Origin of the sequence: Lysinibacillus sp. FSL K6-0232 (assembly GCF_038008325.1) — a bacterium.
Classification (GTDB): domain Bacteria; phylum Bacillota; class Bacilli; order Bacillales_A; family Planococcaceae; genus Lysinibacillus.
Map to the genome: position 1 here is coordinate 1,893,736 of NZ_JBBOYW010000001.1, position 21,575 is coordinate 1,915,310.

Consider the following 21,575-nt stretch of genomic DNA (forward strand, 5'->3'; position numbering starts at 1 on the left):
GATGTATTATAACAAGGATGGCTATGTGTCCATATGGGCGGGCAAGGTTCATAGTGAAGTACAGCTTTATACATATTTAACAACTGTTTATCAGGGCAGGGAGGAAACAGATCAGGCTTTTGCTGAAAAGCTTGGGCAGCTTTTTTTGCCTGAACATCAATGTCGGGCTTACGAGAGCGACTTGAAAGCTCTTTTTGATGACTATTATCATCAATTTACCTATGATTTTGGCATAGTATTTGATGAAGATTTTTGTGAGGCACTCTATTATAAAGCGCCCTCCAATGAGCTTTCACAATTAATTCATCCTGATTTTTCCTATGTCGAGCACTTTACAGCTAATTTCATCGCTAAAATGGGCAATAAGCTACCTGAGTCATATAATGCGGTGATTATCTTATACGATTGTCACTATGATGGGCATATTGCATCTGTTCGACATGAAGCCTATCAAATTGATTTTCTTGGTGCTGTGGAAATGTCTTTACCTTTATAAAAAATAATGCTATAATAACAAACGTGCTATTTTAGGTAGCATATTTCCGTAATCTGGCATTCTGCTTTTTGTTTTTGTAGATACTTATTCACACTGGCGCATGCTTTGGGGCTGCAAGGACGCAAAAGAAGGTAGGGTTTGCGTTGCTTAAGTTAGAAGGCATACAGTGGAATTTTACCGCGGTGATGAAACAAGGTTGTTTCAAGATAATATTCCCCAGACGATTGGGTTGAGACGTTAATAATTTACGAAAATGTTACCTATTAAATACTAAAGGGGTGGCTTCGCAATAGCGAGGCTACCCCTTGTCTAATATGAGGGCTTCCAATATTTAGTTGGTATGCATTGCCGTTTACGCCACTCGTTAAATACGTAATAATAAAGACAAACAATGAAAAGGCGAGGGATTTTTATGGCAACAACTATTTTGACACAATTAACGGCAATGGCGGAGGCACAGCAAAAAAGCTTAACACAATTGCTGACAGCCTATTGTCAGGAGAGGCTGCTATATCGTTTATCAGTATCCTCCTACAATGACCAATTTTATTTAGAGAACATAGCCTTACAAGAGATTGCATTATTAACAACCGCAAATGCCCAGCAAGCTACGATTGCCAAGCATGCTTTTCAGGAAATATGTGCAATGGAAGGCTTAGAGGATGAACTTATATTTTTAGGAAGCGAATTAGCAAGTAGTGTTACGGCTAACTGTATACGGCTGAAGATTCCAGCCAAAATCGCTGACAAAACCATATACATAGAAGTAATGATTTATTGTCAGGAACGCACTCGCATCACACCAAAGCTTAGCAGTGTGCCAGCCTTACTTGACATGGAACCTGCTATGCTGTATACATATCCAGTAGAATTTGTGCTAGCACAAAAAATCGTAGCACAGGATGATAGAGCCATTGTTCAGCTTATGGCAGCTCATCCTATCGAGGGGCGTGCATTGCAGGGCTATGTTGAGGAGCTGCTTGATCAGCAACGACTGACAATGGAAGCCTGCCAATCACTTACCGTTCATCGGCAACTACAGCCATTTTTGGCAGCCATCTTAACAGAAAATGAATATTTCCAGCAGTGGTACGCTAATAATCAGGCTTGGCAATAGAGTGAACTAACAGTAAGCTGCTTTAATAAGATTATCTCGATTGAGGTAATCTTATTTTTTGTCTAGAGCATTGGATAATCTCTTTAAAATAATCGAAAAACTACGAACTGCATATGCCCTTTTGCCCCAAAATCATGTCCTCCATCATTATCACCTGAGTTACGCTTTGAAGTATAAATAAAATCGAAATGGATAATTTAATATTTAGAGATAGCAGTAACTTTAGGCGTTATAGCTTGCGCGATAGCGTTAAAGATTATGGATGAAAGAAGGTAGAGGATGGACAAGAATTTGCATTATGGTGAAGATTATAAATTTATTCCTGCTACTTCTGTTCGGAGTGGTGTAGGCATAGAAGTGTTGCCTGATTTATATCAATATACGATTCAAATTGTAAACATTGTGCTTTATGGCGACCCAAGCACGAAGGAATTTGTGCTTATTGATGCAGGGATGCCAAAAAGTGCAGAGGCCATTATTTCAGTAGTTGAAGACCGCTTTGGACGTGATTCTCGACCGAAAGCAATTATTTTAACTCATGGTCATTTTGATCATGTTGGAGGCATTATTGAATTACTGGAGCATTGGAATGTTCCTGCCTATGCCCATCCTTTGGAAATGCCGTATTTAACAGGAAAAGAAAGCTATCCACAACCTGATCCTACTGTAAGTGCTGGCATGGTGGCAAAAATGTCACCTATTTTTCCAAATGAGGCGATCAATTTAGGTGAGCGTATTACAGCAATTCCTTCGGATGGGAGCATCCCATATATGCCAGACTTTCGCTGGATTCACACCCCAGGACATACCCCAGGACATATATCTTTGTTTCGTGAGCAGGATCGGGCACTGATTGCAGGAGATGCATTTGTGACGGTTAAACAGGAATCTCTTTATAAAGTTTTTACCCAAACAAAGGAAATCAGTGGTCCCCCTCAATATTTAACAACGAATTGGCAAGCTGCTCAAGCATCTATTGAAAAATTAGCTGCATTAAAACCGTCCGCTGCTATCACGGGGCACGGATTACCAATGCAAGGTGAAGAGCTTACAAGGGAACTGAGGAAGCTTGTCGATCATTTTGAACAGATCGCTTTACCAAAGCAAGGCAAATATTTAAACTAAAGTATCGAACAGTTGCCTAGAACTCGAAAACGTATGATTCTAGCCTGCGAAAAAATATTTGATATTGCTAGTGATGTAGTCAGAAATCATAAAGGGTCACTCTGGCACAGTGACCCTAAGCCCCACAATAGTAGGAATCAGCTATTTGTTGACCAGCATTAAACTTGTGTTACTAATTCTACAGCCTCTACTACTAATGGTGTTCCTGCTGTGATTGTACCAGTCACATCGTTAAATGTTAACTCCGTTGCAGAGATTGTATAGGACCCCCCTTCCTGTAAGACGCCATTAATATAGAAATTATAATAACCATTTGCTACTACAGGAAAAGCGGTTGCGGCATTGCCACTGTCATCTAAAAAGGCAGTTGCAGCAATGGTAGTCCCGTCTGTGACAGCTAAATTGGCTGCTAAAATATTAAAGAATCTAGTCGAAGAGCCTGTAACATTTACATGAATATTGATAATCGAAAGCGCCATTTTCTTCACCTCCTTTCAAGAACAGCAATATTTATTGGAAGCCTAAGGATTCGATAATAATTGGCGTTCCAGCAAAAATAGTGGCATTAAATGGGTTAAGGGTTAATGCATCTGGGGTTACATTATAGGCGCCGCCCTCTTGCATAACGGCATTAATATAAAGATTGACGTAGCCGTTAGGGTGAAAAAGCGTAAATTCGGTGATAGGAGCGCCATGATCATCTGTAAATAAATGAGCTAGAAGGGTTGCTCCATTTGTTAAATTAATAGCCTCTGTCACAATATAGAAATATCGATTGATAATGGGCATAATCGTTCCTGCAGGGATAACGGCTGGAGGAGGTTGAATAGCACCTATGTCAATAGCCTTTATACGGGACCAAAAAACGCGATTATTGTCACAGCAACTGTCACAAGCCAACTTTTGGAGGTCCAATTTCTTCATGATTTTTCTCACCTCTCTTTTCAATATGTTTTTGCCCCCGAAAGTGATAGGCATTTGTTACAGAAAAAGATGTTTAAAGAATCTATCTTACTGTTACTAATAGTCTATGAATTAAAATGGGAGGGTGATTGGTACTATGTCTATTTAATCGAGAGTATTTATAAAGAAGTAGCGTAGCCATTGTTATTGTGCAGTAGCTAGTAAAAGGTTCCGATATATTCCGTATCGTAAATATCGAGTAAACCATCATTTTTATCGCTAAGATGTAGTTGTAAAGGAGGGAAATGAATGCTACAACAATTTAATCATTTAATGGACTACATTGAAAACCATTTAACGGAAGAAATCTCTGGCAAAGAAATATCAAAAATTGTAGGGTTATCTGATTATCATTTTAAAAGAATGTTTTCGTATATGGCGGGCATGTCATTGAATGACTATATCAAAAACAGAAGATTATCAGTTGCCAATGTTGAATTAATTAACGGTGCAAAAGTAACCGATATTGCCTATAAATATGGCTATCAATCGATCGAAGGGTTTTCAAGAGCCTTTCGTGAATGGAGCGGTTTTTTACCGTCAGAAGTAGCGAAAAATAAAATTCAAAAATCATTTCCCAAATTTTCATTTTTTATCGATATAAGAGGAGGGATATCAATGGAATTTAAAATTGAGAGGAAAGAGAAGTTTCATATCGTAGGTGTATCGAAAAGAGTACCCATTCAATTCGAGGGTGAAAATAAGGCTATCATAGAGCTAGCCCAGTCCATTACCGAACAGCAAAGACATGAAATGCATCAATTAGCTGATGTATATCCACATCAAGTCTTGAATGTATCCTATGATTTTGATGATGGTTTCTTAGAAGAAAAAGGATATTTAACGCATATGATTGGTTTTGCAACGACAAAAGAAAACCGATTCGATGATTTAGAGCAGCTTTCGATTGAAGAAAGCTTATGGGCAATTTTCCCTAATCGAGGGCCATTTCCTGCTACACTGCAAGAAACTCATGCTAAAATCTATGCTGAATGGCTACCTTCGTCCGATTATGAGGTAGTGGATATGCCTGGGATTTCCTTTACAGAGCACAATGGTACTTCGGAAAATGTCTATAGCGAAATTTGGATGCCTGTGAAGGAAAAAAATAGCGGGCGATAAACGCGAATAATTATTATAGGGCAATACTAGACCAGTGAGGAAAAACCCTGCTGGTCTTGTTGAAATGGTTGTGTAATCGAAAAGCTTATTACTGACACGGAATTCTCAATACACATCCTAGTTCGTTGAAGTTTGACTTGTGTTCAGCAGTTAGCTCATAATATGGAATCATAAAGCTCTATTTACTTGGAATGAAGGGGGGGAATGTCAAGATGGAGGTAGTATATTTTGCAGGTGGATGTTTATGGGGCGTACAAGCCTTTATAAAAACCTTACCTGGCGTTCAGCTTACAGAAGCAGGAAGAGCGAATGGCACAAGCCAGACACTGGAGGGGGATTATGATGGGTACGCCGAATGTGTAAAAACAGAATTTGACCCAACCGTTGTCACAATCAAGGAATTAATGGGCTATTTCTTTGAAATCATTGATCCATACAGCTTGAACAAACAAGGACAGGATGTTGGGGAGAAATACAGAACAGGCGTCTATAGTGAAAACCCTAAGCACTTACAGGAGGCGAGGGCATTTATTGATAAGCGAAATGATGCCAACCTTATCGTTGTTGAAGTATTACCACTGACAAACTACATAAGAAGCGCAGAGGAGCATCAAGACAGACTAACTAGATGTCCAAATGATTACTGTCATATTCCAGAAGAACTATTAAATAAGTATAAGTAGGAGAAATTGCTGAAAAATAAGTTGACATAGCGAATTCAAAGGTAACTGTCCTTGTTGCAAAAAAGGTCAAATGATTGATCGTAAAACGTTCATTGGCTGTAGTGAGTACAAAAATGGCTGTAAGTTTTCTATTAATAAAACAGTTGCATTTAAAAAGCTCACTGAGAAAAACATCCTAAAGCAAGGGGTTACAGCTGTCATTAACGGTTTTAAATCCAAAGCGGGTAAATCGTTTGATGCAAGATTGAAAATTTTGGATGGAAAAGTGACTTTTGATTTTTCCGAATAAATTGTTTTGAGGATTCACCAAAATATGTTTCAATAAGTAAATATAATTCTCCTTATTTAAGCAAGGAACGTAACCTAAGATAAGTATAATTGTCGTATGTTAATAAATTTGATATGATTATTTCGTTGTAAATGAAAGGAGCATTAGATATGTGTTGCTCATGTTGTCCAGTGGTAGATATGCAAAAGTTTCTATAATTTTAAAAAATATAGGAGGTTATTTTGTATATGCTATTACAGGAAAAATTAATTAATATAATTAAAGAGAAGTGTGAAAAGGATCCTCGTATTTCTGCGTGTATGATGTATGGATCGTTTACAAAAGGTGAAGGGGATCAATATTCGGATGTTGAGTTCTACATCTTTTTAAAGACTACAGAAATTGAACAATTTGAGTCTTCTGACTGGATTAGAGATATTGCTCCATATGATCTACACTTCATTAACGAATATGGGTCAGAAGTTGTCGTGTTTTCCAATTTAATTAGAGGAGAGTTTCATTTTCTGTCTGAATCTGAGATTGAAGTTATTAAGACATTTAAAGAAACAGGTGTTTTCCCTGACACAGAATCCATGTTTATTTATGATATAACAGGTAAATTAAAAGTATGTTTAGATTATCTAAAGGGTGAAGGACCAGAAAGAATGACAAATGATAATGTCAATTCTGCCTTTAATAACTTTGTTAACGCATGGATAATGGGTATAAATGTTTTGAAAAGAGGGGAAATTGCACGTTCGTTGGAATGTCTAACATATGTTCAAAAATACGTTTTACAATTGATTAGAATTCGTGAAAAAAGCGTAGAACGTTGGCTAAATGCTACAAAAAATTTGGAAGATGATCTTTCAGAAAAGGCATACAGTGAATATACTTCAATTACGTCAAAGTTGGATAAAGAAGAATTATATCATGCTTATTCAAATGCACTGCATGTAGTTGAGGGATTGGCTTGTTTACTTGTTGATGATTATAAATTTGACATTAATTTAGCATTTCTAAAGAAATTACATTCTTATTTAACGAATCGTCCTTAAATTGTAAAGGGATAGTTAATAAATAGGAGAGGGTACCAAAAATTTGGATACCCTCTCTATTTTTTGATTAGGTATGTGAAAAGCAGGTGGTCGGATATTCCTTTATCTTTAAAAGCTCAAGCTTTATTGAGTACAATAGAAGAAGAGTACCTTGATAGTAATGGAGTTTGTCTAACAAATGAAATTGTTGGAACAGGTGTATTTATATATGGCAATACAATGTTATCTCCATCACCTTTAATAACAGAAGTATCCTTCTAAAGGTAAGCCATTCAAGAGCATTACTTTAGACAGCCATTAATGGGTAGGTGGCTATGTGAAAAAACATTGATAGATAGTTTAGTTTTCGATTAAACTTTATTCCAAAGCTACAAATGTTATATAAAGTATTTTGCAATTAACACCGTAGTTCACATATGCAATATATATGGATTTTTATAGTGAAAAGATTCGCCAAAGCCAAAGCTGGCGAATCCTTTTTATTTTATATTATAAATACTATTCTGCATTTTCAATAATACAGCAATGTGTATAGGTGGAAAAGATAAGTCGAAAACTATTTTATGAAATGTCTAACTATTAATGTACATTCAAAGACTTCGTGCATTGTTGCACTAAGTTCTCATACATATATATAATCTCGTTGGTTAATTTCTTCATCAGTTTTTTTCATTCTGTTTTTAACACCCTCTATCTTTTCTGATAATTGTCGTTGGCGCTGTTCTAGTTTGTGTAAAGCCGTTCTTTATTCAGTTTTTCTCGTAAAGCTACTTTTAGTTCTGATCGGTATAGATACTCAATCGGGTTTATGTCTTTCTTATGGTGAAAGGCTCTCTTAATCTTATATTCTAATTGTTGTATGTCCAACTCTAATTGATATTGTCGTTGTTTAAGTAGATGTAAAGCTTGTTCTATATCAGCCATGTTATGCCTCCTTTTTAATGGAGTTAATACTCATGATTAATGATGCAGGTAATTTTAAGTTAGCTTTTCAAAATTTTTTAAAACTCAATCGCTGGTACTAAGTTTGTTAATACCATCTGTTCAGTTTTAATTCTATAACTTACACGCTGCCAAGCAATTTTTTTAGCCCCAACTCCGTGCATTGTTTTGCACTAAAATGCAATGTAAAGAAAAATGGAAAAACCCCAGAAAACCTTTCAGATCAAGGTAACTGGGGCATAAAAGAGTGTTTATTGCAAAATAATAAAATTAGTCCGTGAAGCATAAAGATGATAAGTAACCTAACATTAATAAAAGACCAATACCGATTGCGATATCCATGCTTGTACCTCCTTTAAAAAACCGACACATTATTCATAAATATTGTACAATGAATTATAGAAATATGAAACCTTTTAATGGCGAGAACGTATATAATAATAAGGAGAATTACCAATTTGTACATAAAGAGTAGGTGTGAGTAAATGAAAACGTGGGTGAAAAAAAGTATTGTTATCATGGTGGCGTTTTTAACATTTGGTTTAATTACGCCGACACATGAAATTTGGGATGCATTTGATCAAGGCTCTTCTAACCGCGCATCTATCGGTTCTGCATCGGGGACAGGCACGGCGGTTGCAGCAGAAACAGCGACTAGCTGGGAAGAAGAGAGCCAAATACAGGAGGAAGCGGTTGATTATAACGCCCTGCTTCTCGATGCAGCAAGGGAGCAATCGTACATAAAGTTTGGTACAAAAATCGGTCCGAAAATTAGCCATGAATTCGATAATATTATCTTCCCAAAAATCGAAGAAGCTATTGCAATGACCGTAGCTAGCTTGGACGAGCAATCACTAGCATCCTTAACAATCTCTGAAAAGCCAAGCGGTCATTATGGTGAAAAAATTTTTAATGTGATCAATCATGCAACAGGCACAGATGTCATTCGCTTCCATGTACGTACGGAAAAAAGACCGTTGGAAGGCTACTACTACAACTTCCATTACCACAGTGCCGAGGACAACTTTATGGCACATCACAACCTAGGCGATATCTATTGGAACAAAAACACACCACCGAAATGGTTATCATAAACGACCAAAAACACTCGTTGAACATGCGAGTGTTTTTATTTTGATAAACATTACTTGGAAGAGTGACGGATAGAAGTCCAAATGTGGTGGATAGAAATGCAACTATGACGGATAGAAGCCAAAATTTGCAGGATAGCTTGTAATAAAGGCTCCCAGTTAAACAGAAAAGGCAGAGGTGTTGTTTTTACACAACATCTCTGCCTTTTTGATTGATTATTTTTGTGTAATGCGCTCGAAAAATGCGATGGTTTTATCTATGTCTGTTACATGAGCATTGCACGTTTGGCTATCTGCACAAATGTAATTGCTGTGGTTGGTATAGGTCCCTACAGCTTGCCCTTTAACGGAAGTGGTAAAGAGCCCTACATCTGAATGGCGATTACAGACAGCACAAATCCCACGAATTGTATTGTTGGAGAATGTGCCTTTAATGGCTTTAAACTGTCCATCCTGCTCAAGCACCACATATTTACGATGTGTGCCAGGGTCATCCCAAGCTAAATAGCAAATTTGAGAGAAGTCAAGCTCCTCCAGCTTTGGTAGCTTGAGCTTTTTCTCTTTTTTAAATAAGCTTTTTAGCGTGCTGACTGTAAGAGGCGTGAACGGCATAACGTAGGGCTTAATCTGCGCTAAAAATGCCTCACCTTGTGCGCGATCTGTCACGGTAAATAGCTGTTCAATAAGCTTTGTTTCCTCTGTGGAAAGGGCTAATTTTGTCGTAATTTCATGGTCCACAAGACCACGTACAGCTAAAATTACGTTTTGATCCTTTGTCGTTGTTAATGCATGTAAAATTTTATTTAATTGCTGCTCAAGTAAATGATAGTTAGCAACCGTTAAGAACGGCTGAATTGTTTGGTTGTCCATTTGAAATCTCTCCTGTAATGTAGGCTTTTTTGTGCATTTGGCCTAAAGAGATCCTTCAATGTATATTTTATAGACCTCTTTGACCAGAAGAGGTAGTTCTAGAGCAGGCATTACAAGTGAATGCGTTCAAATTGATTCCTCCTTAAAAGAAAACGATTGGTATAGATACCTATAGATATATTAACATGAAAAAAACGATGCTGTGCGGAAAAAGACATAAAAAAATATATCTAAGCAAAGTAAATTCTAGCTTGCTTATTTTTTTATGAATTTTAATAACTGAAAATAACAAATATGAAGGCTTATTCTAATAAATAGGTCTTATTATTTTAGTTAATTTGTAATAAAAGTAATTATATAGTATTATAATACTGGTTTATTTTTTGAATTTTATGTGAAAGGTTTGATAATATTGCCATTTGTTGAAACGGAGTATTTAGGAAAACCAGGAGAATCTGGTGAAAAAAAAGTTTGGGATTCAATTAAACAAGCTTATCGTGAGAAAGAAAAGGTTGATAAATGTCTAGCTTACTGGCGCTATCCTTTATTCACAAATGTTGGTCAAACACGTAAAGAGCCTGATATCTTGATTGCAGATAAAGATAATGGAATTATAATTATTGAGGTAAAATCAATAACTATTCATCAACTTGTGGCAGTTAACGGTCATTTATGGGAATATAAAGATTTTTATGAACATACAGGAAATCCTTATCAGCAAGCAGAAAATCAATTATTTTCCCTTCTTGGTATCTTTGATCGTGAAGCAGCGATTCGTAGGAAAATTAGTGGTAAAGTTTTGATTGCACTGCCTAATATTTCTGAAGAGGAATGGATTTCTCATGGTTTTGACCGTCTGCCTAGTGTGCCTCCTATTATTTTTAATAATGACTTAGGGCGTGCTACACTTCTAGCAAAAATAGAAAATACTATTAATATTCAAAAAGGTGAAGAAATTAATGATGAGCACTGGAAAATGATACTATCCATTTTAAGTGGCTCACCAATTTATAGAAAAGAAATTACTGTAGCACAAAGTGATATTACAACTCGTTTGGGTGTTGTGAATTCACTTAGTGAAAAACTTTCTGAAATGGATATTCAACAAGAAAATATTGGGAAAACTATTCCGTCTGGACCACAACGTATCCGTGGAATTGCAGGGTCTGGTAAATCCGTTCTACTTTGTCAAAAAGCAGCGCATATGCATTTAAAGCATCCAGATTGGGATATTGCACTTGTATTCTATTCAAGAAGTTTATACGAAGAAGTTGTGAGTCAAGTGGATAAGTGGTTAAGACACTTTAGTAATGGTGATGTATGTTATAACAAAGAAGTAGGAAAAAAATTGAAAATTCTTCATTCGTGGGGAGGAAAAAGTAAACAGGGGTTCTATAGTTATATTTGCGACGTGCACGGTGAAAGAAAATTAACTGTAAACGATGCTAAGGATCAGGGAATCAGAGGAACGGGAGATTCCTTAGGCTATATATGTACACAATTTTTAAAAAGTGTGCCAGAAGTTACACCTTTATTTGATGCAGTTTTAATTGACGAAGGTCAAGATTTTATGGTGAGCGATGCCTATAAGTTTGAAGATAAACAACCATTCTATTGGCTTGCATATCAAGTATTACGTCCAGTTGATAAAACTGATCCTACCAATCGTAGACTTATTTGGGCATATGACGAAAGTCAAAGTCTTGATAATCTAGTTGTTCCAACAGCTCGTGAGCTCTTTGGAAATGCTCCTGAGTTTAAGCAGTTTGTTTCTGGTATACATAAAGGTGGTATTAGAAAAAGTGAAATTATGCATCGCTGCTATCGTACACCGGGACCTATTCTAACAGCTGCACATGCTATTGGTATGGGTCTATTACGTCCAGATGGTATGCTGCGAGGTATTACAAATAAAGATGATTGGAAAAATATTGGTTATGAAGTATTAGAAGGGAACTTCCGTCAAGGAGAAAAAATAGTGTTACAACGCCCTAGTAAAAACTCTCCTAATCTTGTTCCAAAGGTTTGGAATAATCCGGTATTGGAATTTAAAACGTATATCTCAAGAAATGAAGAACTTCAAGCTCTTGCGACAGAAATTAAAAATAATTTACAAAAAGATTATTTAAAGGCTTCAAAAAATATTTTAGTCATTGTATTAGGCGAAGCTTGGGAAGCATCTGATCTCCAAAAAGAGGTAGCAAAAGTATTAATGCAACATCAAATTGATATTTATATACCTGCTGAAAGTGGTAAAAATATTTTGGACACTTTGAATTGGAAGAATAAAAAGCCAGATCAATTTTGGGAAGAAGGGGCTGTAACGATTTCACTTGTCCCACGTGCTAAAGGAAATGAAGCACATATGGTTTATGTAGTAGGTGCTGATTTAGTGGCTAGTAATGAAGGAAATATACAATTACGCAATCAACTGTTTGTTGGCTTGACACGCTCAAAAGGTTGGGCTAAATTATCGGGTATTAGTCATTATGATATGTATGATGAAATAAATCATGTAATCGACAGCGGTGATACATTTGAATTTACCTTTAAACGTGCACCGTTACAAAATATTAATGAAGATATTGAGGAAACTGTATTTGCATAAAAACCGTAACAGTGACCTTTAAATACAATAGAAACAGGTTTTAGCAAGCAAAATATGCAATGTTATTGCGAACTAGCAGCTTGAAAAAATTTAACGAACCTACTCTTAAAGAAGCTTTAACGAGTAGGTTCTTTTAGTTACCTAAAAATAAAGGCTTTAAATATATCGTTATTTACGATATAATCGCTTGGAGCGATATATTAAAGGAGCTAAAGCGATGATTAATGAGATTAATAGTTATTTTACGACGATATTTTATCATCTCCATACAACACATGAGGATGTGATTTCCCACCAAAGTGTGCGTATTTTACAGATGATTCAAAAGGAAGATGAGGTGACGGTGCGTGCGATTGCGGGGTTATTAAATATTTCACACAATACAGCGTCTGAGCATGTCAAAAAGCTAGAGCGTCATGGCTGGGTGCAGAAGGAGCGCGCCGCCGAGGACCAACGCAAGGTGCTGCTTTATTTAACAGCAGAGGGGCAGCGGGTGCTGAAGAAAAATACTGAATTGGATGATACGAAGCTACAGGCTGCTCTTGATCGTTTAACGGAGCAGGAGCAACAGGCAATTTTGCAGGCATTTCAGCGTCTAAGCGAGGTGGCAAAATAATGTATATGCTAGTGAAAATTATCAGCTCGGCAGCCATTATTGGGGTTGTAACAGAGATTGCGCGTAGATTTCCGACCTACGGAGGCATTATTGCTGCATTGCCATTAGTGAGTATTTTAAGTATTATTTGGCTGACGGTGCAAAGTGAGTCGAGCGAGCATATTCAACGCTTTACAGTAGGCGTTATTGTTGGTTTACCAGCTACGATGTTTATGCTGTTTGTAATCTATATGGCAATGAAGTCCTCCATGCATCTTGTGTTCGCCATTGGCTTAGGTATTTTATCGTGGGCAGTGTTTTTAGGCATTCAAAAAGTGATTGCAGGGGTTTTTCATATTTCAATGTAAGGAGCTAACGGATGACAATACAAACAATTCAACAAGTTCCTCAGCAAAAGGTGCTACAGTTTTTTACAACCCATTGGGGAAGTAGTGAAATGGTTATTTCTACGGGCATCTATGACTGTAGTCAGCTTGAGGGCTTTATTTATAGTAATGAACAGCAAGAGATTATTGGCTTAGTCACGTATAGCATTTGCGAAAAGGATTGTGAGATTATTTCGCTGGATAGTGTAGAAGCGGGTAAGGGAATTGGTGCTATGCTTGTGCAGGCTGTTGAGCGACAGGCGTTAAAGCAGGGCTGTACAAGCGTATCACTTATTACAACGAATGATAATTTACATGCGCTAAAATTTTATCAAAAGCGTGGCTATTATCTTGTCGAAATTTTGCCGAATGCAGTCGAGCGGGCAAGAGCCAATAAGCCCTCCATCCCGCTTATTGGCAATGATGGTATTCCGATACGAGATGAACTACGTTTACAAAAACAGCTTGACTTGCGATAAGTTGGGCTGTTTTTTTGTTATACTGAACAAGAGGAGGTTGCTATGAAAAAAATAGTATTTGCATTATTATTAAGTGTGCTTATCGCTGGGGTGTTATTTTTATTTTATTTAAAAAGTAATCCACCGCTGAAGCTGGAAAGCTATATGACAAGGCAGGACAATGAGGCAGTCACGATTATTGCGCTAGATAATAAAGGCTTGCGTGATATTCAACTGAAGCAGGTGCTTGTTAATGATAAGCCACCTGAACGCGTGGAGCTTGTGATTAGTAAGGCTGAGCCATTTGAGGTCGAAACAAAGCTGGAGGGGAATCAACATATCTCCTTTCGGAAATTAACGCAAGTTGCGCTATTGCCGCGACAATACATAGACCCCAAAGCTCTTGGTCAACAGCCACAGCATTATGCGATTCAAGTCACAGCTTCGCATATGAAGAAAATCACTATTCAATATGAGTATTTACATATACCATTTACATTAACAGCCGAGCTTCAACCTGCCCAGCAGGATTGAAAGTAATGATACAAGATTAGGAGGGACTATCCAATGAAAAAATGGATTTTTCCAATTGTGCTGCTGCTGATGCTAGCAGCTTGCCAAAGCCCTCAGCAGGAAGTGCATTATATCGCTAAAAGCAAACATTGGAAGGCGGTATACCATAGTAATACAGAGGAAGGCTTACGCTTATTTTATCTTGGCGATCACCATAATTTAGGTCCTTTAGTGATTACGGTGGAAGGAACGAAGGAAGCGATCAATGTGGCGGATGTTCAAGTAAATCAAGAGGGCTATTATGCTTTTACGAAAAAGGAAAGTGCTAAGCTGTTTAAACATGATGCCAAGCCAACGATTGAGATCGAGTGGCAATCCAATCGTGAAACATTAGAAGTGAAAAATCAATCGTAAAAAAAGAAAGCTTGCTTTGAACAATTAATTGTCAAGGCAAGCTTTTTAAGTTATTAAAAATACAGCTACTAAAATGAATGACATACACATACAGTAAATTAAGATGCCTTTGAATATTTATTTAATAGGACATCCAGTTCCTGGCTATAATCTACCACAGTAGGGTGGGTGAAACCAAGGTCTTTTGCTTTTTTATACATAATTCTTCGTTTGATTTCGATTTCTGCCTTCAAGAATTTTTTTAGTAATAAGTTTACCACAATATTTTCCTCCTATATTTTCCCGATACTCTTGCACGAAATTCCCTTGACCTCGATTCAACTTTTTCATTGTATCTCAATGTTCGTGAAAAAAATGTCACATTGTGTACGGCAGGTGAATTTCGTCATATAGTCTTAGATAAGAATATAGACCCTTATTAGGCATAAGGAGGAAAGTGAATAATAGCGCAAGATACAGCCATATTTTGACTATTTTGAGTATGTAGAATAGTCAAAAAAATTGTATCTTTTTTACTATGAAGAAAATAGTTAGGAATGATTAGAATTATGAATCGCGCTAGTGTTTTGTCATATTTTATCAAATTAGCTTCGATTATGTTTAGAAATAGAGGATTTTATTTGCTAAAGTATAAGAAATCGAAAGTTTACGAGAAGGGGAGAGGCTAATGCGTACAACCTATTTTCAGCAATTACAACAGCACTTACCAGAAGAGGAGCAGCTACAATTACAGCGAGCGCTTGGGGCAACAGCTCAACAACTTCAAAGCTTGCTTGCTATTTTTCCAAATTGCCCACAATCCTTGCTGGAGCTGTTACAGGATGTGAACGGTACATACTATTGCAAGCATGGCGACGAAACGCTTTGTGTCCTTGTGCTAGGCTCTGACTTAGGGGACTATCCGTATTATTTAAAGTCAGTTGAGCAAATCGTGGCAGATTATCATAATGAGCATGAAAGCATTGCTGAGCGCTATCAAGATTATTTAGAATATGTGGAAGTAGATGATAAAATCGCTATGGATGTGCCATTGAATAAGCGCTTATGCTTTGCGGACTGCATGAATAATGGTGGCACGTCGAGCCTGTATATTGATTTTTCGCCGAATAAAGGTGGGCAAATGGGGCAAGTCATACGCTATGTCCATGACCCTGATAGCTTTGAGGTCATTGCTTCGTCCTTTGAAGAATACTTACAGCAGCTAATGGCAGAGGATTATGAATTTGCAGCTATTTACGAGGAGGAATTCGAATGACCATGCTGCTCATGTTCTATAACCTCCAGCTTGTTGGGGCATAACGGTATGTTATTTGTGCGCACTATGATTGTCCCATGGTAGCGCAAAAAGAAATAGACTTTTATTGAAATTTTTAGTAGGATGTAGGTAGAGGCATGTCAAAATGCACTTTATGCAACAATCACAATCCACATCTATGCAAAAAAGACATTCTGCAATGAGAATGTCTTTTAATGTTGCACGTCTATGTTAGGTAAAGATTATAGTTTCACTACATTCGTTGCTTGAGGTCCACGGCTACCTTCTTCTACACCGAATTCAACCTTTTGGCCTTCTTCTAATGTTTTGAAGCCATCTGCTTGGATTGCTGAGAAATGTACGAATACATCGTTGCCACCTTCCACTGCGATGAAGCCGAAGCCTTTTTCTGCGTTAAACCATTTTACTGTTCCTTGTGTCATTTGTAAACACCCTCCCAAAAAAATTCAACAATCAATTACTTCAATAGCAATTTGAATCTGTGTTTCTTCATCGTAGCACTTGAAGGAATATAATCATTTCCTCTATTATAATACATCTTCACTAATATATCCAGTAAATTCCGCTTTTAGTAAGAAAAATATATACTGCTACATGCTGACTAGTGAATCCAAGCCTTTTCCTTCGCGACAATAACAGCCTCTGCACGTGATTCCACATTCAGCTTAATAAAGAGCTTCGATAAATAGTTTTCCACCGTGCGCTGTGTAACGCCTAGTGCTGAGGCAATGGCTTTATTTGTACAGCCTTGCGCAACAAGCTGTAAAATTTCCTGCTCCTTATCGCTTAATAGCACCTCCTGCTGCACATTTGGTAAATGCGTGCGCCGCTGGATAAAATCTAAAAAATCGGCTGATAGTAAAATTTCACCACGAAAGGCTGCCTGAATCGTTTGAATAACCTGCTCCTTTGTGGCAAGCTTGGACAATAAGCCATCAATTTTTTTCTCAATTAATAGCTCATAATAATCCGATAGCTCATAGCCTGTATAAAGGATAATTAATGCCTCTGGCTGCTTTTTCTTAATCATTTCGGATAGCTGGATGCCATTGATTGGCTTCATATTAATATCAATTAAAAATAGCTGAAAGGCTTCTGATTCCATTCTTGTTAGCACCGCACCGCTATCCTGCTCCGTCTTAATATGGACATTTGTTAAATCCTGTAACAATGTTTTTGTACCATCTAACACGACAGGATGGTCATCGATAATCAGTATATTCATCATATAAATCCTCGTCCTCCTGTATTTGAATAAAAATATGCATTCCTTCATTGCGATTGGATTCAATCGTGATCGTCCCGTTAAAAGCACGAACACGCTCCCGAATACCGTTAATGCCCATTGAGGCAGAGGATTGCATTAAATGCTCAATATCGCAGCCAACACCATTATCATCATACTGCAATGTAAAGCCATGTGGGATTGCTTGTAATTGCAAGGACACCTCTGTTGCTTCGGCATGCTTAATCGCATTATTAAGTAGCTCCTGCACAAGTCGGTAAACAACTAAATGCAATGTGGCATCCTGAAAGTGTACACGCTCTATTTGCGTAGTTAATAAAAAATCAGCACGTATTTTTACTTTTTGAATTAATTTTTTTAATGCCATTTGTAGCCCAAATGTATCCAAAAGAGGGGGGCTTAAGTTTTCACAATACTCCCGCAAGTCCTTCGAGGCATTTAATAGCTGCTCCCGAATTGCCAGCACGCGTTCCTTTTTAATGGTAGCGGATTCTGCCAGCATATCTAGCTCTCTTGCCAAATGAAGCTGCTCCTGCAAAATGGTATCGTGTAATTCCTGTGCCAAAATGCTTTTTTCCTTCTCAATAATATTCCATAGCAATTTATCAAGCCAAGGCAGTGTAGTGTCATTGGTATTTTTCATATGCTGAATTTCACGCACTAAATCTTCAATTAACTGTAAATTATTAATAAACATAGATACATACAGTGCCAGCAGCTCTAACCATAGCAGCTCTTCTCTTTGTAATGTGTGCCGAATTTCAAGCACAATTTTTTCGTCGCCTGCATCATGTAGCAGTATCTGTGTATAGTTGTCTAGCTGCTGGAAAGAGGCATTGCCCTCTGTAACGGTTAAAATATGAAAGGCGGTTGTGCCAAGCTTTTCGGTGATTTCATATTGAAAGCATTCCAGTAGCTCTTGCTGCGTTTTTGCCTTGCCCATCCGCTGCACGGCTGCATATAAATTATGTACATAATTGCCAGTAGAGGAGAAAATAATTTTCCGATATTTAAAATCAATGCGTTCCTTCATATAAAAGCTTGCCAATATCACCATAAACACTAGCAAAAAAATACTTGTGAGATGGACAATGGATAGCTGCCCCATAAATAAGAGCGCAATGCCCGCTGTAAGCAACAATGCACTAAAAAATGCCAATGTCGAATAATAGCGCAAGCGAGATAATTGGTATTCAATATCAAACAGTCGCTCATTCACCTGAATAAACAAAAAGGAGAAAGGAATAAACAATAAAAACAATGCTGCCACCTCTGCATGTAGCCATGGCTTATGCCCTAAAATTTCAGGTGTCACAAAGAATAATAGAAATGGTAAAAAAGGAACAATAAAGGCAATGGCAATTAAACGCAGCTTTGCCAATTTAGTGCGTAAATAGCTTGTCACTAAAATATAAGTAGCGTAGAGCACAAGCACGGCAAATAAACTTAAGTTTAACAGTGGTATGACTTCTCGCAATGCAGGTATAAATGCTTCTATCAAGTAACAGCAAGGAATAATAGGTGTTAGGAAATAGAGCCATTTACTATGGATAGCCCGCCATTGGATGTTTTGATAACGGAAAAAATGCTGTAAAAAGTGGATAAAAAGCACCATACATAACACAATGCAAATGCCAATAACAAAGCCCCCAACTAAATTGCCTCTGGCTGAAGCACCTGTACTAATATAGGCTAACGAGCATGTTAATAAAAACAAGGTCAATAAAAACATTGGCACATTATTTTTATTGCGCGCATCTAAATACACAGCTACAGCAAAAGCTAAAAGAAAATAAAAGATGGGGAATAAAATTTGTAAATACAATTCTTCTGGAATATCGCGATGCCTTGCTGTCACAGTATGTGTTGTGCCATCAGCCTTTTGAATGGTTAAGGTACGTGCCCCTCGAATAACGCTAGAAAGCTGCACAGATTGATTTTCTAAGGCTGGCTTACCATCAATCATCACCACAATATCGCCTTGTTCAATACGCTGCTGCTGTGCCCATTGTGAATAGTAGGTGTTCTCAATAACAGGCTGTCCACTTGTGGTATCAAGCAGAATACTAACAAAAGGTGTGTGAATCGTAATGCCTAATACATAGATGCCCAGCACTAAATAGAGCGTAAAAATACTATATTTCAATGTTTTCATTGCTAAATCCCCATTTCATTGCCTAACTTATTTCTATTATCGCTAATTCTTGCTAATTTTGGAATACCGAAATGGCGAGTTTCGGAAAACCACTATTGCTTTTTCGGAATAACGAAATAGTTTTTTCGGACAAGGCTATGATAGTGTAAAACAAAGAGCTGTGACGAAAAGGAGGAGTATTGCGTGAAAAATGGCAGTTTAACACTTATTTTGTTATGCTTCATCGCCATTATTGCCAGTCCATTGACCGCAATCGCTAGCACTACAGATCAGGAGAAGGTAAAAGTCGAAATTTGTATGATTGGTAGTGATAATTATTTTGTCTATAAAATCCCAAAGCAGTTACATAAAGATGTGCCCTATCACGAAATGAGCAACAGTATTCAGGCAACCTTAGCCAGCCAGTGGCATATTAAGGATGCACATTATAAAGCAGAGCAGTCAGATGTTGCCTATACGTTTTATATTCAGGATTTATTTCAAAAAAAGCAGGATGGTCAGTTAAAGGTTGCGATTCCCTATCGCATTTTAGTAGGAATGTTTGGCGAGCAGGACCCGATTCAATTGCGAATTTTAGCGAGCAAGCTATCCGATTGGACGGTCAATACGAAGGATTGGGCAACGCTTGGCTTTACGGAGCCGCTCACATCTTTTAGTGAACGTGAATATATTTATGAGGGAGCTGTGCATGAGCTGCTACATCAACGTGTCGGTCATTTTGATGGGAAAATTCAAAAACAGCAATTTCTCACATATAGTTTTCTATACTTTAGCTTTATAGGGCTACAGCTATTAGCCTGCTTTTTCTTATCGAGAAAATTAAAGCACAAGGTGATTCATAATCCAGAAACAATGCATCATTTCCGCAGGCTGAATTATATGTATCAAATTGTGCCTATCATTATTATTGTAGGACAGGTGATTTTTCTTGTCTTTTCAGGCTTGATTACCGCCTTTAGCCTTTATTTTAGCGCAGGCGTTGATTTACTAATGATGGTTGGGCCGATCTTACTGAATATTATTTTACTGCCAACCTTTTTCGTCACAGCAGAGAGTGAGATTTCACGAGAGCTGAATAATCTTTAACAATGACGTACGAAAAAACGCAATGAAATGGTATAATGGTCAACAGCAAACTTGAGGGAGCTGTTGACAAACAATGACACATCCAGAAATGGCGTACTTACATTTACTACAACATATATTGGAGCATGGTACAAAAAAAGAGGATCGTACAGGCACAGGCACGTACAGCATCTTCGGCTATCAAATGCGCTTTGATTTAAGCAAGGGCTTTCCACTCTTAACAACAAAGCGCGTGCCCTTTAAGCTTGTTGCCAGTGAATTATTATGGTTTATTAAAGGCGATACAAATATTCGTTATTTATTGCAGCATAATAATCATATATGGGACGAATGGGCGTTTAAAAAATGGGTGGAATCTGACGAATATTCAGGGCCTGATATGACGGATTTTGGTCGTCGCTGTTTAGTGGACGAGTCCTTTAATGCCTTATATCAGCAAGAGCTTGCAGCATTTTGTGAGCGCATTTTAACAGACGATGCTTTTGCCGAAAAATATGGTGATCTTGGCAATGTCTATGGCAAGCAATGGCGTCGTTGGACAGATTCAGAGGGGCAGGAAATTGACCAATTACAAGATGTGATTAACCAAATCAAAACAAATCCCGACTCTCGTAGATTAATTGTAAATGCATGGAATCCTGAGGATGTTATCAATGCAGGTGCAAAGGGCAGCAAAGCAGCGCTACCACCATGTCATGTGATGTTCCAATTTTATGTGGCAGATGGTAAGCTAAGCTGTCAATTAATGCAACGTAGCTTAGATACACTTTTAGGTTGTCCGTTTAATATTGCCTCTTATGCCTTATTAACACATCTTATTGCCCACGAATGTGGCTTAGAGGTGGGCGAGTTTATTCATAGCATTGGGGATGCACATATTTATGCCAATCATCTAGAGCAAGTGAAGGAGCAGCTTTCACGCACGCCGAAAGATTTCCCAACATTGCATATTAATCCAGCAAAAACATCTATTTTTGAAATGGAGCTGGAGGATTTATCGATTGAGGGCTATGATCCGCATCCTGCGATTAAAGCACCCATCGCCGTTTAACAGAAGCAGCAGCCAAAGCGGTTGCTGTTTTTTCAAAAATGCCAAGCCATCA

At 37.6% G+C, this 21,575-nt stretch carries 25 protein-coding genes; 17 read left to right on the forward strand and 8 right to left on the reverse strand.

Going from position 1 to position 21,575, the window contains the following annotated elements; genetic code table 11:
* The first annotated feature begins 1 nt into the window (after position 1).
* From MHB42_RS09210 to MHB42_RS09220, 3 genes are all read left to right on the forward strand, one after another.
* The gene (locus tag MHB42_RS09210) at positions 2-496 is read left to right on the forward strand and encodes an immunity 22 family protein (protein WP_340805635.1); all 495 of its coding nucleotides are present in this window, start codon (positions 2-4) and stop codon (positions 494-496) included.
* 412 nt (positions 497-908) lie between these two features.
* Complete coding sequence (locus tag MHB42_RS09215; protein ID WP_340805636.1) at positions 909-1,613, forward strand: nucleotidyl transferase AbiEii/AbiGii toxin family protein; 705 nt, start codon at positions 909-911, stop codon at positions 1,611-1,613.
* A 279-nt stretch (positions 1,614-1,892) separates the two neighbouring features.
* The gene (locus tag MHB42_RS09220) at positions 1,893-2,738 is read left to right on the forward strand and encodes an MBL fold metallo-hydrolase (RefSeq protein WP_340805637.1); all 846 of its coding nucleotides are present in this window, start codon (positions 1,893-1,895) and stop codon (positions 2,736-2,738) included.
* A gap of 158 nt (positions 2,739-2,896) precedes the next feature.
* Here the strand turns inward: MHB42_RS09220 and MHB42_RS09225 are convergent, their stop codons facing one another.
* Positions 2,897-3,217 (reverse strand): DUF4183 domain-containing protein, encoded by a 321-nt coding sequence (locus tag MHB42_RS09225; RefSeq protein ID WP_340805639.1) that lies wholly within the window; start codon positions 3,215-3,217, stop codon positions 2,897-2,899.
* A gap of 31 nt (positions 3,218-3,248) precedes the next feature.
* Positions 3,249-3,662, reverse strand: a complete 414-nt coding sequence (locus MHB42_RS09230) for a DUF4183 domain-containing protein (RefSeq protein ID WP_340805641.1) — start codon at positions 3,660-3,662, stop codon at positions 3,249-3,251.
* 288 nt (positions 3,663-3,950) lie between these two features.
* Between MHB42_RS09230 and MHB42_RS09235 the strand changes: the two genes are divergently transcribed.
* The 4 genes from MHB42_RS09235 (at position 3,951) to MHB42_RS09250 (ending at position 6,832) form a co-directional block, all read left to right on the forward strand.
* On the forward strand, positions 3,951-4,823 hold the full coding sequence (locus MHB42_RS09235) for an AraC family transcriptional regulator (protein WP_340805642.1): 873 nt from the start codon (positions 3,951-3,953) through the stop codon (positions 4,821-4,823).
* A 212-nt stretch (positions 4,824-5,035) separates the two neighbouring features.
* Positions 5,036-5,506, forward strand: a complete 471-nt coding sequence (locus MHB42_RS09240) for a peptide-methionine (S)-S-oxide reductase (RefSeq protein WP_340805643.1) — start codon at positions 5,036-5,038, stop codon at positions 5,504-5,506.
* Between the two features lie 70 nt (positions 5,507-5,576).
* The gene (locus MHB42_RS09245; RefSeq protein WP_340805645.1) at positions 5,577-5,795 is read left to right on the forward strand and encodes a topoisomerase C-terminal repeat-containing protein; all 219 of its coding nucleotides are present in this window, start codon (positions 5,577-5,579) and stop codon (positions 5,793-5,795) included.
* Positions 5,796-6,022: 227 nt separating this feature from the next.
* Complete coding sequence (locus tag MHB42_RS09250; RefSeq protein ID WP_340805647.1) at positions 6,023-6,832, forward strand: nucleotidyltransferase; 810 nt, start codon at positions 6,023-6,025, stop codon at positions 6,830-6,832.
* Between the two features lie 723 nt (positions 6,833-7,555).
* On the opposite strand, the gene MHB42_RS09255 is transcribed toward MHB42_RS09250, so the two are convergent.
* The gene (locus MHB42_RS09255) at positions 7,556-7,756 is read right to left on the reverse strand and encodes a hypothetical protein (protein ID WP_340805649.1); all 201 of its coding nucleotides are present in this window, start codon (positions 7,754-7,756) and stop codon (positions 7,556-7,558) included.
* A 503-nt stretch (positions 7,757-8,259) separates the two neighbouring features.
* Between MHB42_RS09255 and MHB42_RS09260 the strand changes: the two genes are divergently transcribed.
* Positions 8,260-8,868, forward strand: a complete 609-nt coding sequence (locus tag MHB42_RS09260) for a YpjP family protein (RefSeq protein WP_340805651.1) — start codon at positions 8,260-8,262, stop codon at positions 8,866-8,868.
* A 213-nt stretch (positions 8,869-9,081) separates the two neighbouring features.
* On the opposite strand, the gene MHB42_RS09265 is transcribed toward MHB42_RS09260, so the two are convergent.
* Positions 9,082-9,735: a FusB/FusC family EF-G-binding protein gene (locus tag MHB42_RS09265; protein ID WP_340805652.1), complete on the reverse strand. Its 654-nt coding sequence runs from the start codon at positions 9,733-9,735 to the stop codon at positions 9,082-9,084.
* A gap of 412 nt (positions 9,736-10,147) precedes the next feature.
* Between MHB42_RS09265 and MHB42_RS09270 the strand changes: the two genes are divergently transcribed.
* The 6 genes from MHB42_RS09270 to MHB42_RS09295 all read left to right on the forward strand — a co-directional run bounded on the left by MHB42_RS09270 (position 10,148) and on the right by MHB42_RS09295 (position 14,709).
* Positions 10,148-12,343 carry a DEAD/DEAH box helicase gene (locus tag MHB42_RS09270; protein WP_340805654.1) on the forward strand — a complete coding sequence of 732 codons (2,196 nt, stop codon included), beginning with the start codon at positions 10,148-10,150 and terminating at the stop codon, positions 12,341-12,343.
* A gap of 217 nt (positions 12,344-12,560) precedes the next feature.
* On the forward strand, positions 12,561-12,959 hold the full coding sequence (locus tag MHB42_RS09275; RefSeq protein ID WP_340805656.1) for a MarR family winged helix-turn-helix transcriptional regulator: 399 nt from the start codon (positions 12,561-12,563) through the stop codon (positions 12,957-12,959).
* Complete coding sequence (locus tag MHB42_RS09280) at positions 12,959-13,306, forward strand: DUF3147 family protein (RefSeq protein ID WP_340805657.1); 348 nt, start codon at positions 12,959-12,961, stop codon at positions 13,304-13,306. Before MHB42_RS09275 ends, MHB42_RS09280 begins: the two co-directional genes overlap by 1 nt.
* A gap of 11 nt (positions 13,307-13,317) precedes the next feature.
* Positions 13,318-13,803 (forward strand): GNAT family N-acetyltransferase, encoded by a 486-nt coding sequence (locus MHB42_RS09285; RefSeq protein ID WP_340805658.1) that lies wholly within the window; start codon positions 13,318-13,320, stop codon positions 13,801-13,803.
* A 42-nt stretch (positions 13,804-13,845) separates the two neighbouring features.
* The gene (locus MHB42_RS09290) at positions 13,846-14,316 is read left to right on the forward strand and encodes a hypothetical protein (protein WP_340805659.1); all 471 of its coding nucleotides are present in this window, start codon (positions 13,846-13,848) and stop codon (positions 14,314-14,316) included.
* Between the two features lie 33 nt (positions 14,317-14,349).
* Positions 14,350-14,709, forward strand: a complete 360-nt coding sequence (locus MHB42_RS09295) for a membrane lipoprotein lipid attachment site-containing protein (protein WP_340805660.1) — start codon at positions 14,350-14,352, stop codon at positions 14,707-14,709.
* Positions 14,710-14,807: 98 nt separating this feature from the next.
* Here MHB42_RS09295 and MHB42_RS09300 read toward each other — a convergent pair whose 3' ends face one another.
* On the reverse strand, positions 14,808-14,969 hold the full coding sequence (locus MHB42_RS09300; protein ID WP_340805661.1) for an aspartyl-phosphate phosphatase Spo0E family protein: 162 nt from the start codon (positions 14,967-14,969) through the stop codon (positions 14,808-14,810).
* 407 nt (positions 14,970-15,376) lie between these two features.
* Between MHB42_RS09300 and MHB42_RS09305 the strand changes: the two genes are divergently transcribed.
* Complete coding sequence (locus MHB42_RS09305; protein WP_340805663.1) at positions 15,377-15,964, forward strand: SMI1/KNR4 family protein; 588 nt, start codon at positions 15,377-15,379, stop codon at positions 15,962-15,964.
* A gap of 242 nt (positions 15,965-16,206) precedes the next feature.
* On the opposite strand, the gene MHB42_RS09310 is transcribed toward MHB42_RS09305, so the two are convergent.
* The 3 genes from MHB42_RS09310 to MHB42_RS09320 form a co-directional block, all read right to left on the reverse strand.
* Positions 16,207-16,407 carry a cold-shock protein gene (locus MHB42_RS09310; protein ID WP_274797030.1) on the reverse strand — a complete coding sequence of 67 codons (201 nt, stop codon included), beginning with the start codon at positions 16,405-16,407 and terminating at the stop codon, positions 16,207-16,209.
* 179 nt (positions 16,408-16,586) lie between these two features.
* Positions 16,587-17,213 carry a response regulator transcription factor gene (locus MHB42_RS09315; protein WP_340805665.1) on the reverse strand — a complete coding sequence of 209 codons (627 nt, stop codon included), beginning with the start codon at positions 17,211-17,213 and terminating at the stop codon, positions 16,587-16,589.
* Positions 17,188-19,386: an ATP-binding protein gene (locus MHB42_RS09320; RefSeq protein ID WP_340805666.1), complete on the reverse strand. Its 2,199-nt coding sequence runs from the start codon at positions 19,384-19,386 to the stop codon at positions 17,188-17,190. The genes MHB42_RS09315 and MHB42_RS09320 overlap by 26 nt, the downstream gene beginning before the upstream one ends.
* A 183-nt stretch (positions 19,387-19,569) precedes the next feature.
* Between MHB42_RS09320 and MHB42_RS09325 the strand changes: the two genes are divergently transcribed.
* On the forward strand, positions 19,570-20,472 hold the full coding sequence (locus MHB42_RS09325; RefSeq protein WP_340805668.1) for a hypothetical protein: 903 nt from the start codon (positions 19,570-19,572) through the stop codon (positions 20,470-20,472).
* Positions 20,473-20,545: 73 nt separating this feature from the next.
* The gene (locus MHB42_RS09330) at positions 20,546-21,523 is read left to right on the forward strand and encodes a thymidylate synthase (protein WP_340805669.1); all 978 of its coding nucleotides are present in this window, start codon (positions 20,546-20,548) and stop codon (positions 21,521-21,523) included.
* Positions 21,524-21,575 lie beyond the last annotated feature (52 nt).

What these genes read in the sequence shown, in the direction of transcription:
- MHB42_RS09235 (WP_340805642.1), top strand. Translation starts at nt 3,951, where the DNA reads ATGCTACAACAATTTAATCATTTAATGGACTACATTGAAAACCATTTA.
- MHB42_RS09255 (WP_340805649.1), bottom strand. Translation starts at nt 7,756, where the DNA reads ATGGCTGATATAGAACAAGCTTTACATCTACTTAAACAACGACAATAT.
- MHB42_RS09280 (WP_340805657.1), top strand. Translation starts at nt 12,959, where the DNA reads ATGTATATGCTAGTGAAAATTATCAGCTCGGCAGCCATTATTGGGGTT.
- MHB42_RS09285 (WP_340805658.1), top strand. Translation starts at nt 13,318, where the DNA reads ATGACAATACAAACAATTCAACAAGTTCCTCAGCAAAAGGTGCTACAG.
- MHB42_RS09240 (WP_340805643.1), top strand. Translation starts at nt 5,036, where the DNA reads ATGGAGGTAGTATATTTTGCAGGTGGATGTTTATGGGGCGTACAAGCC.
- MHB42_RS09290 (WP_340805659.1), top strand. Translation starts at nt 13,846, where the DNA reads ATGAAAAAAATAGTATTTGCATTATTATTAAGTGTGCTTATCGCTGGG.
- MHB42_RS09225 (WP_340805639.1), bottom strand. Translation starts at nt 3,217, where the DNA reads ATGGCGCTTTCGATTATCAATATTCATGTAAATGTTACAGGCTCTTCG.
- MHB42_RS09245 (WP_340805645.1), top strand. Translation starts at nt 5,577, where the DNA reads ATGATTGATCGTAAAACGTTCATTGGCTGTAGTGAGTACAAAAATGGC.
- MHB42_RS09220 (WP_340805637.1), top strand. Translation starts at nt 1,893, where the DNA reads ATGGACAAGAATTTGCATTATGGTGAAGATTATAAATTTATTCCTGCT.
- MHB42_RS09250 (WP_340805647.1), top strand. Translation starts at nt 6,023, where the DNA reads ATGCTATTACAGGAAAAATTAATTAATATAATTAAAGAGAAGTGTGAA.
- MHB42_RS09210 (WP_340805635.1), top strand. Translation starts at nt 2, where the DNA reads ATGTATTATAACAAGGATGGCTATGTGTCCATATGGGCGGGCAAGGTT.
- MHB42_RS09215 (WP_340805636.1), top strand. Translation starts at nt 909, where the DNA reads ATGGCAACAACTATTTTGACACAATTAACGGCAATGGCGGAGGCACAG.
- MHB42_RS09315 (WP_340805665.1), bottom strand. Translation starts at nt 17,213, where the DNA reads ATGATGAATATACTGATTATCGATGACCATCCTGTCGTGTTAGATGGT.
- MHB42_RS09295 (WP_340805660.1), top strand. Translation starts at nt 14,350, where the DNA reads ATGAAAAAATGGATTTTTCCAATTGTGCTGCTGCTGATGCTAGCAGCT.
- MHB42_RS09265 (WP_340805652.1), bottom strand. Translation starts at nt 9,735, where the DNA reads ATGGACAACCAAACAATTCAGCCGTTCTTAACGGTTGCTAACTATCAT.
- MHB42_RS09260 (WP_340805651.1), top strand. Translation starts at nt 8,260, where the DNA reads ATGAAAACGTGGGTGAAAAAAAGTATTGTTATCATGGTGGCGTTTTTA.
- MHB42_RS09330 (WP_340805669.1), top strand. Translation starts at nt 20,546, where the DNA reads ATGACACATCCAGAAATGGCGTACTTACATTTACTACAACATATATTG.
- MHB42_RS09310 (WP_274797030.1), bottom strand. Translation starts at nt 16,407, where the DNA reads ATGACACAAGGAACAGTAAAATGGTTTAACGCAGAAAAAGGCTTCGGC.
- MHB42_RS09230 (WP_340805641.1), bottom strand. Translation starts at nt 3,662, where the DNA reads ATGAAGAAATTGGACCTCCAAAAGTTGGCTTGTGACAGTTGCTGTGAC.
- MHB42_RS09320 (WP_340805666.1), bottom strand. Translation starts at nt 19,386, where the DNA reads ATGAAAACATTGAAATATAGTATTTTTACGCTCTATTTAGTGCTGGGC.
- MHB42_RS09305 (WP_340805663.1), top strand. Translation starts at nt 15,377, where the DNA reads ATGCGTACAACCTATTTTCAGCAATTACAACAGCACTTACCAGAAGAG.
- MHB42_RS09275 (WP_340805656.1), top strand. Translation starts at nt 12,561, where the DNA reads ATGATTAATGAGATTAATAGTTATTTTACGACGATATTTTATCATCTC.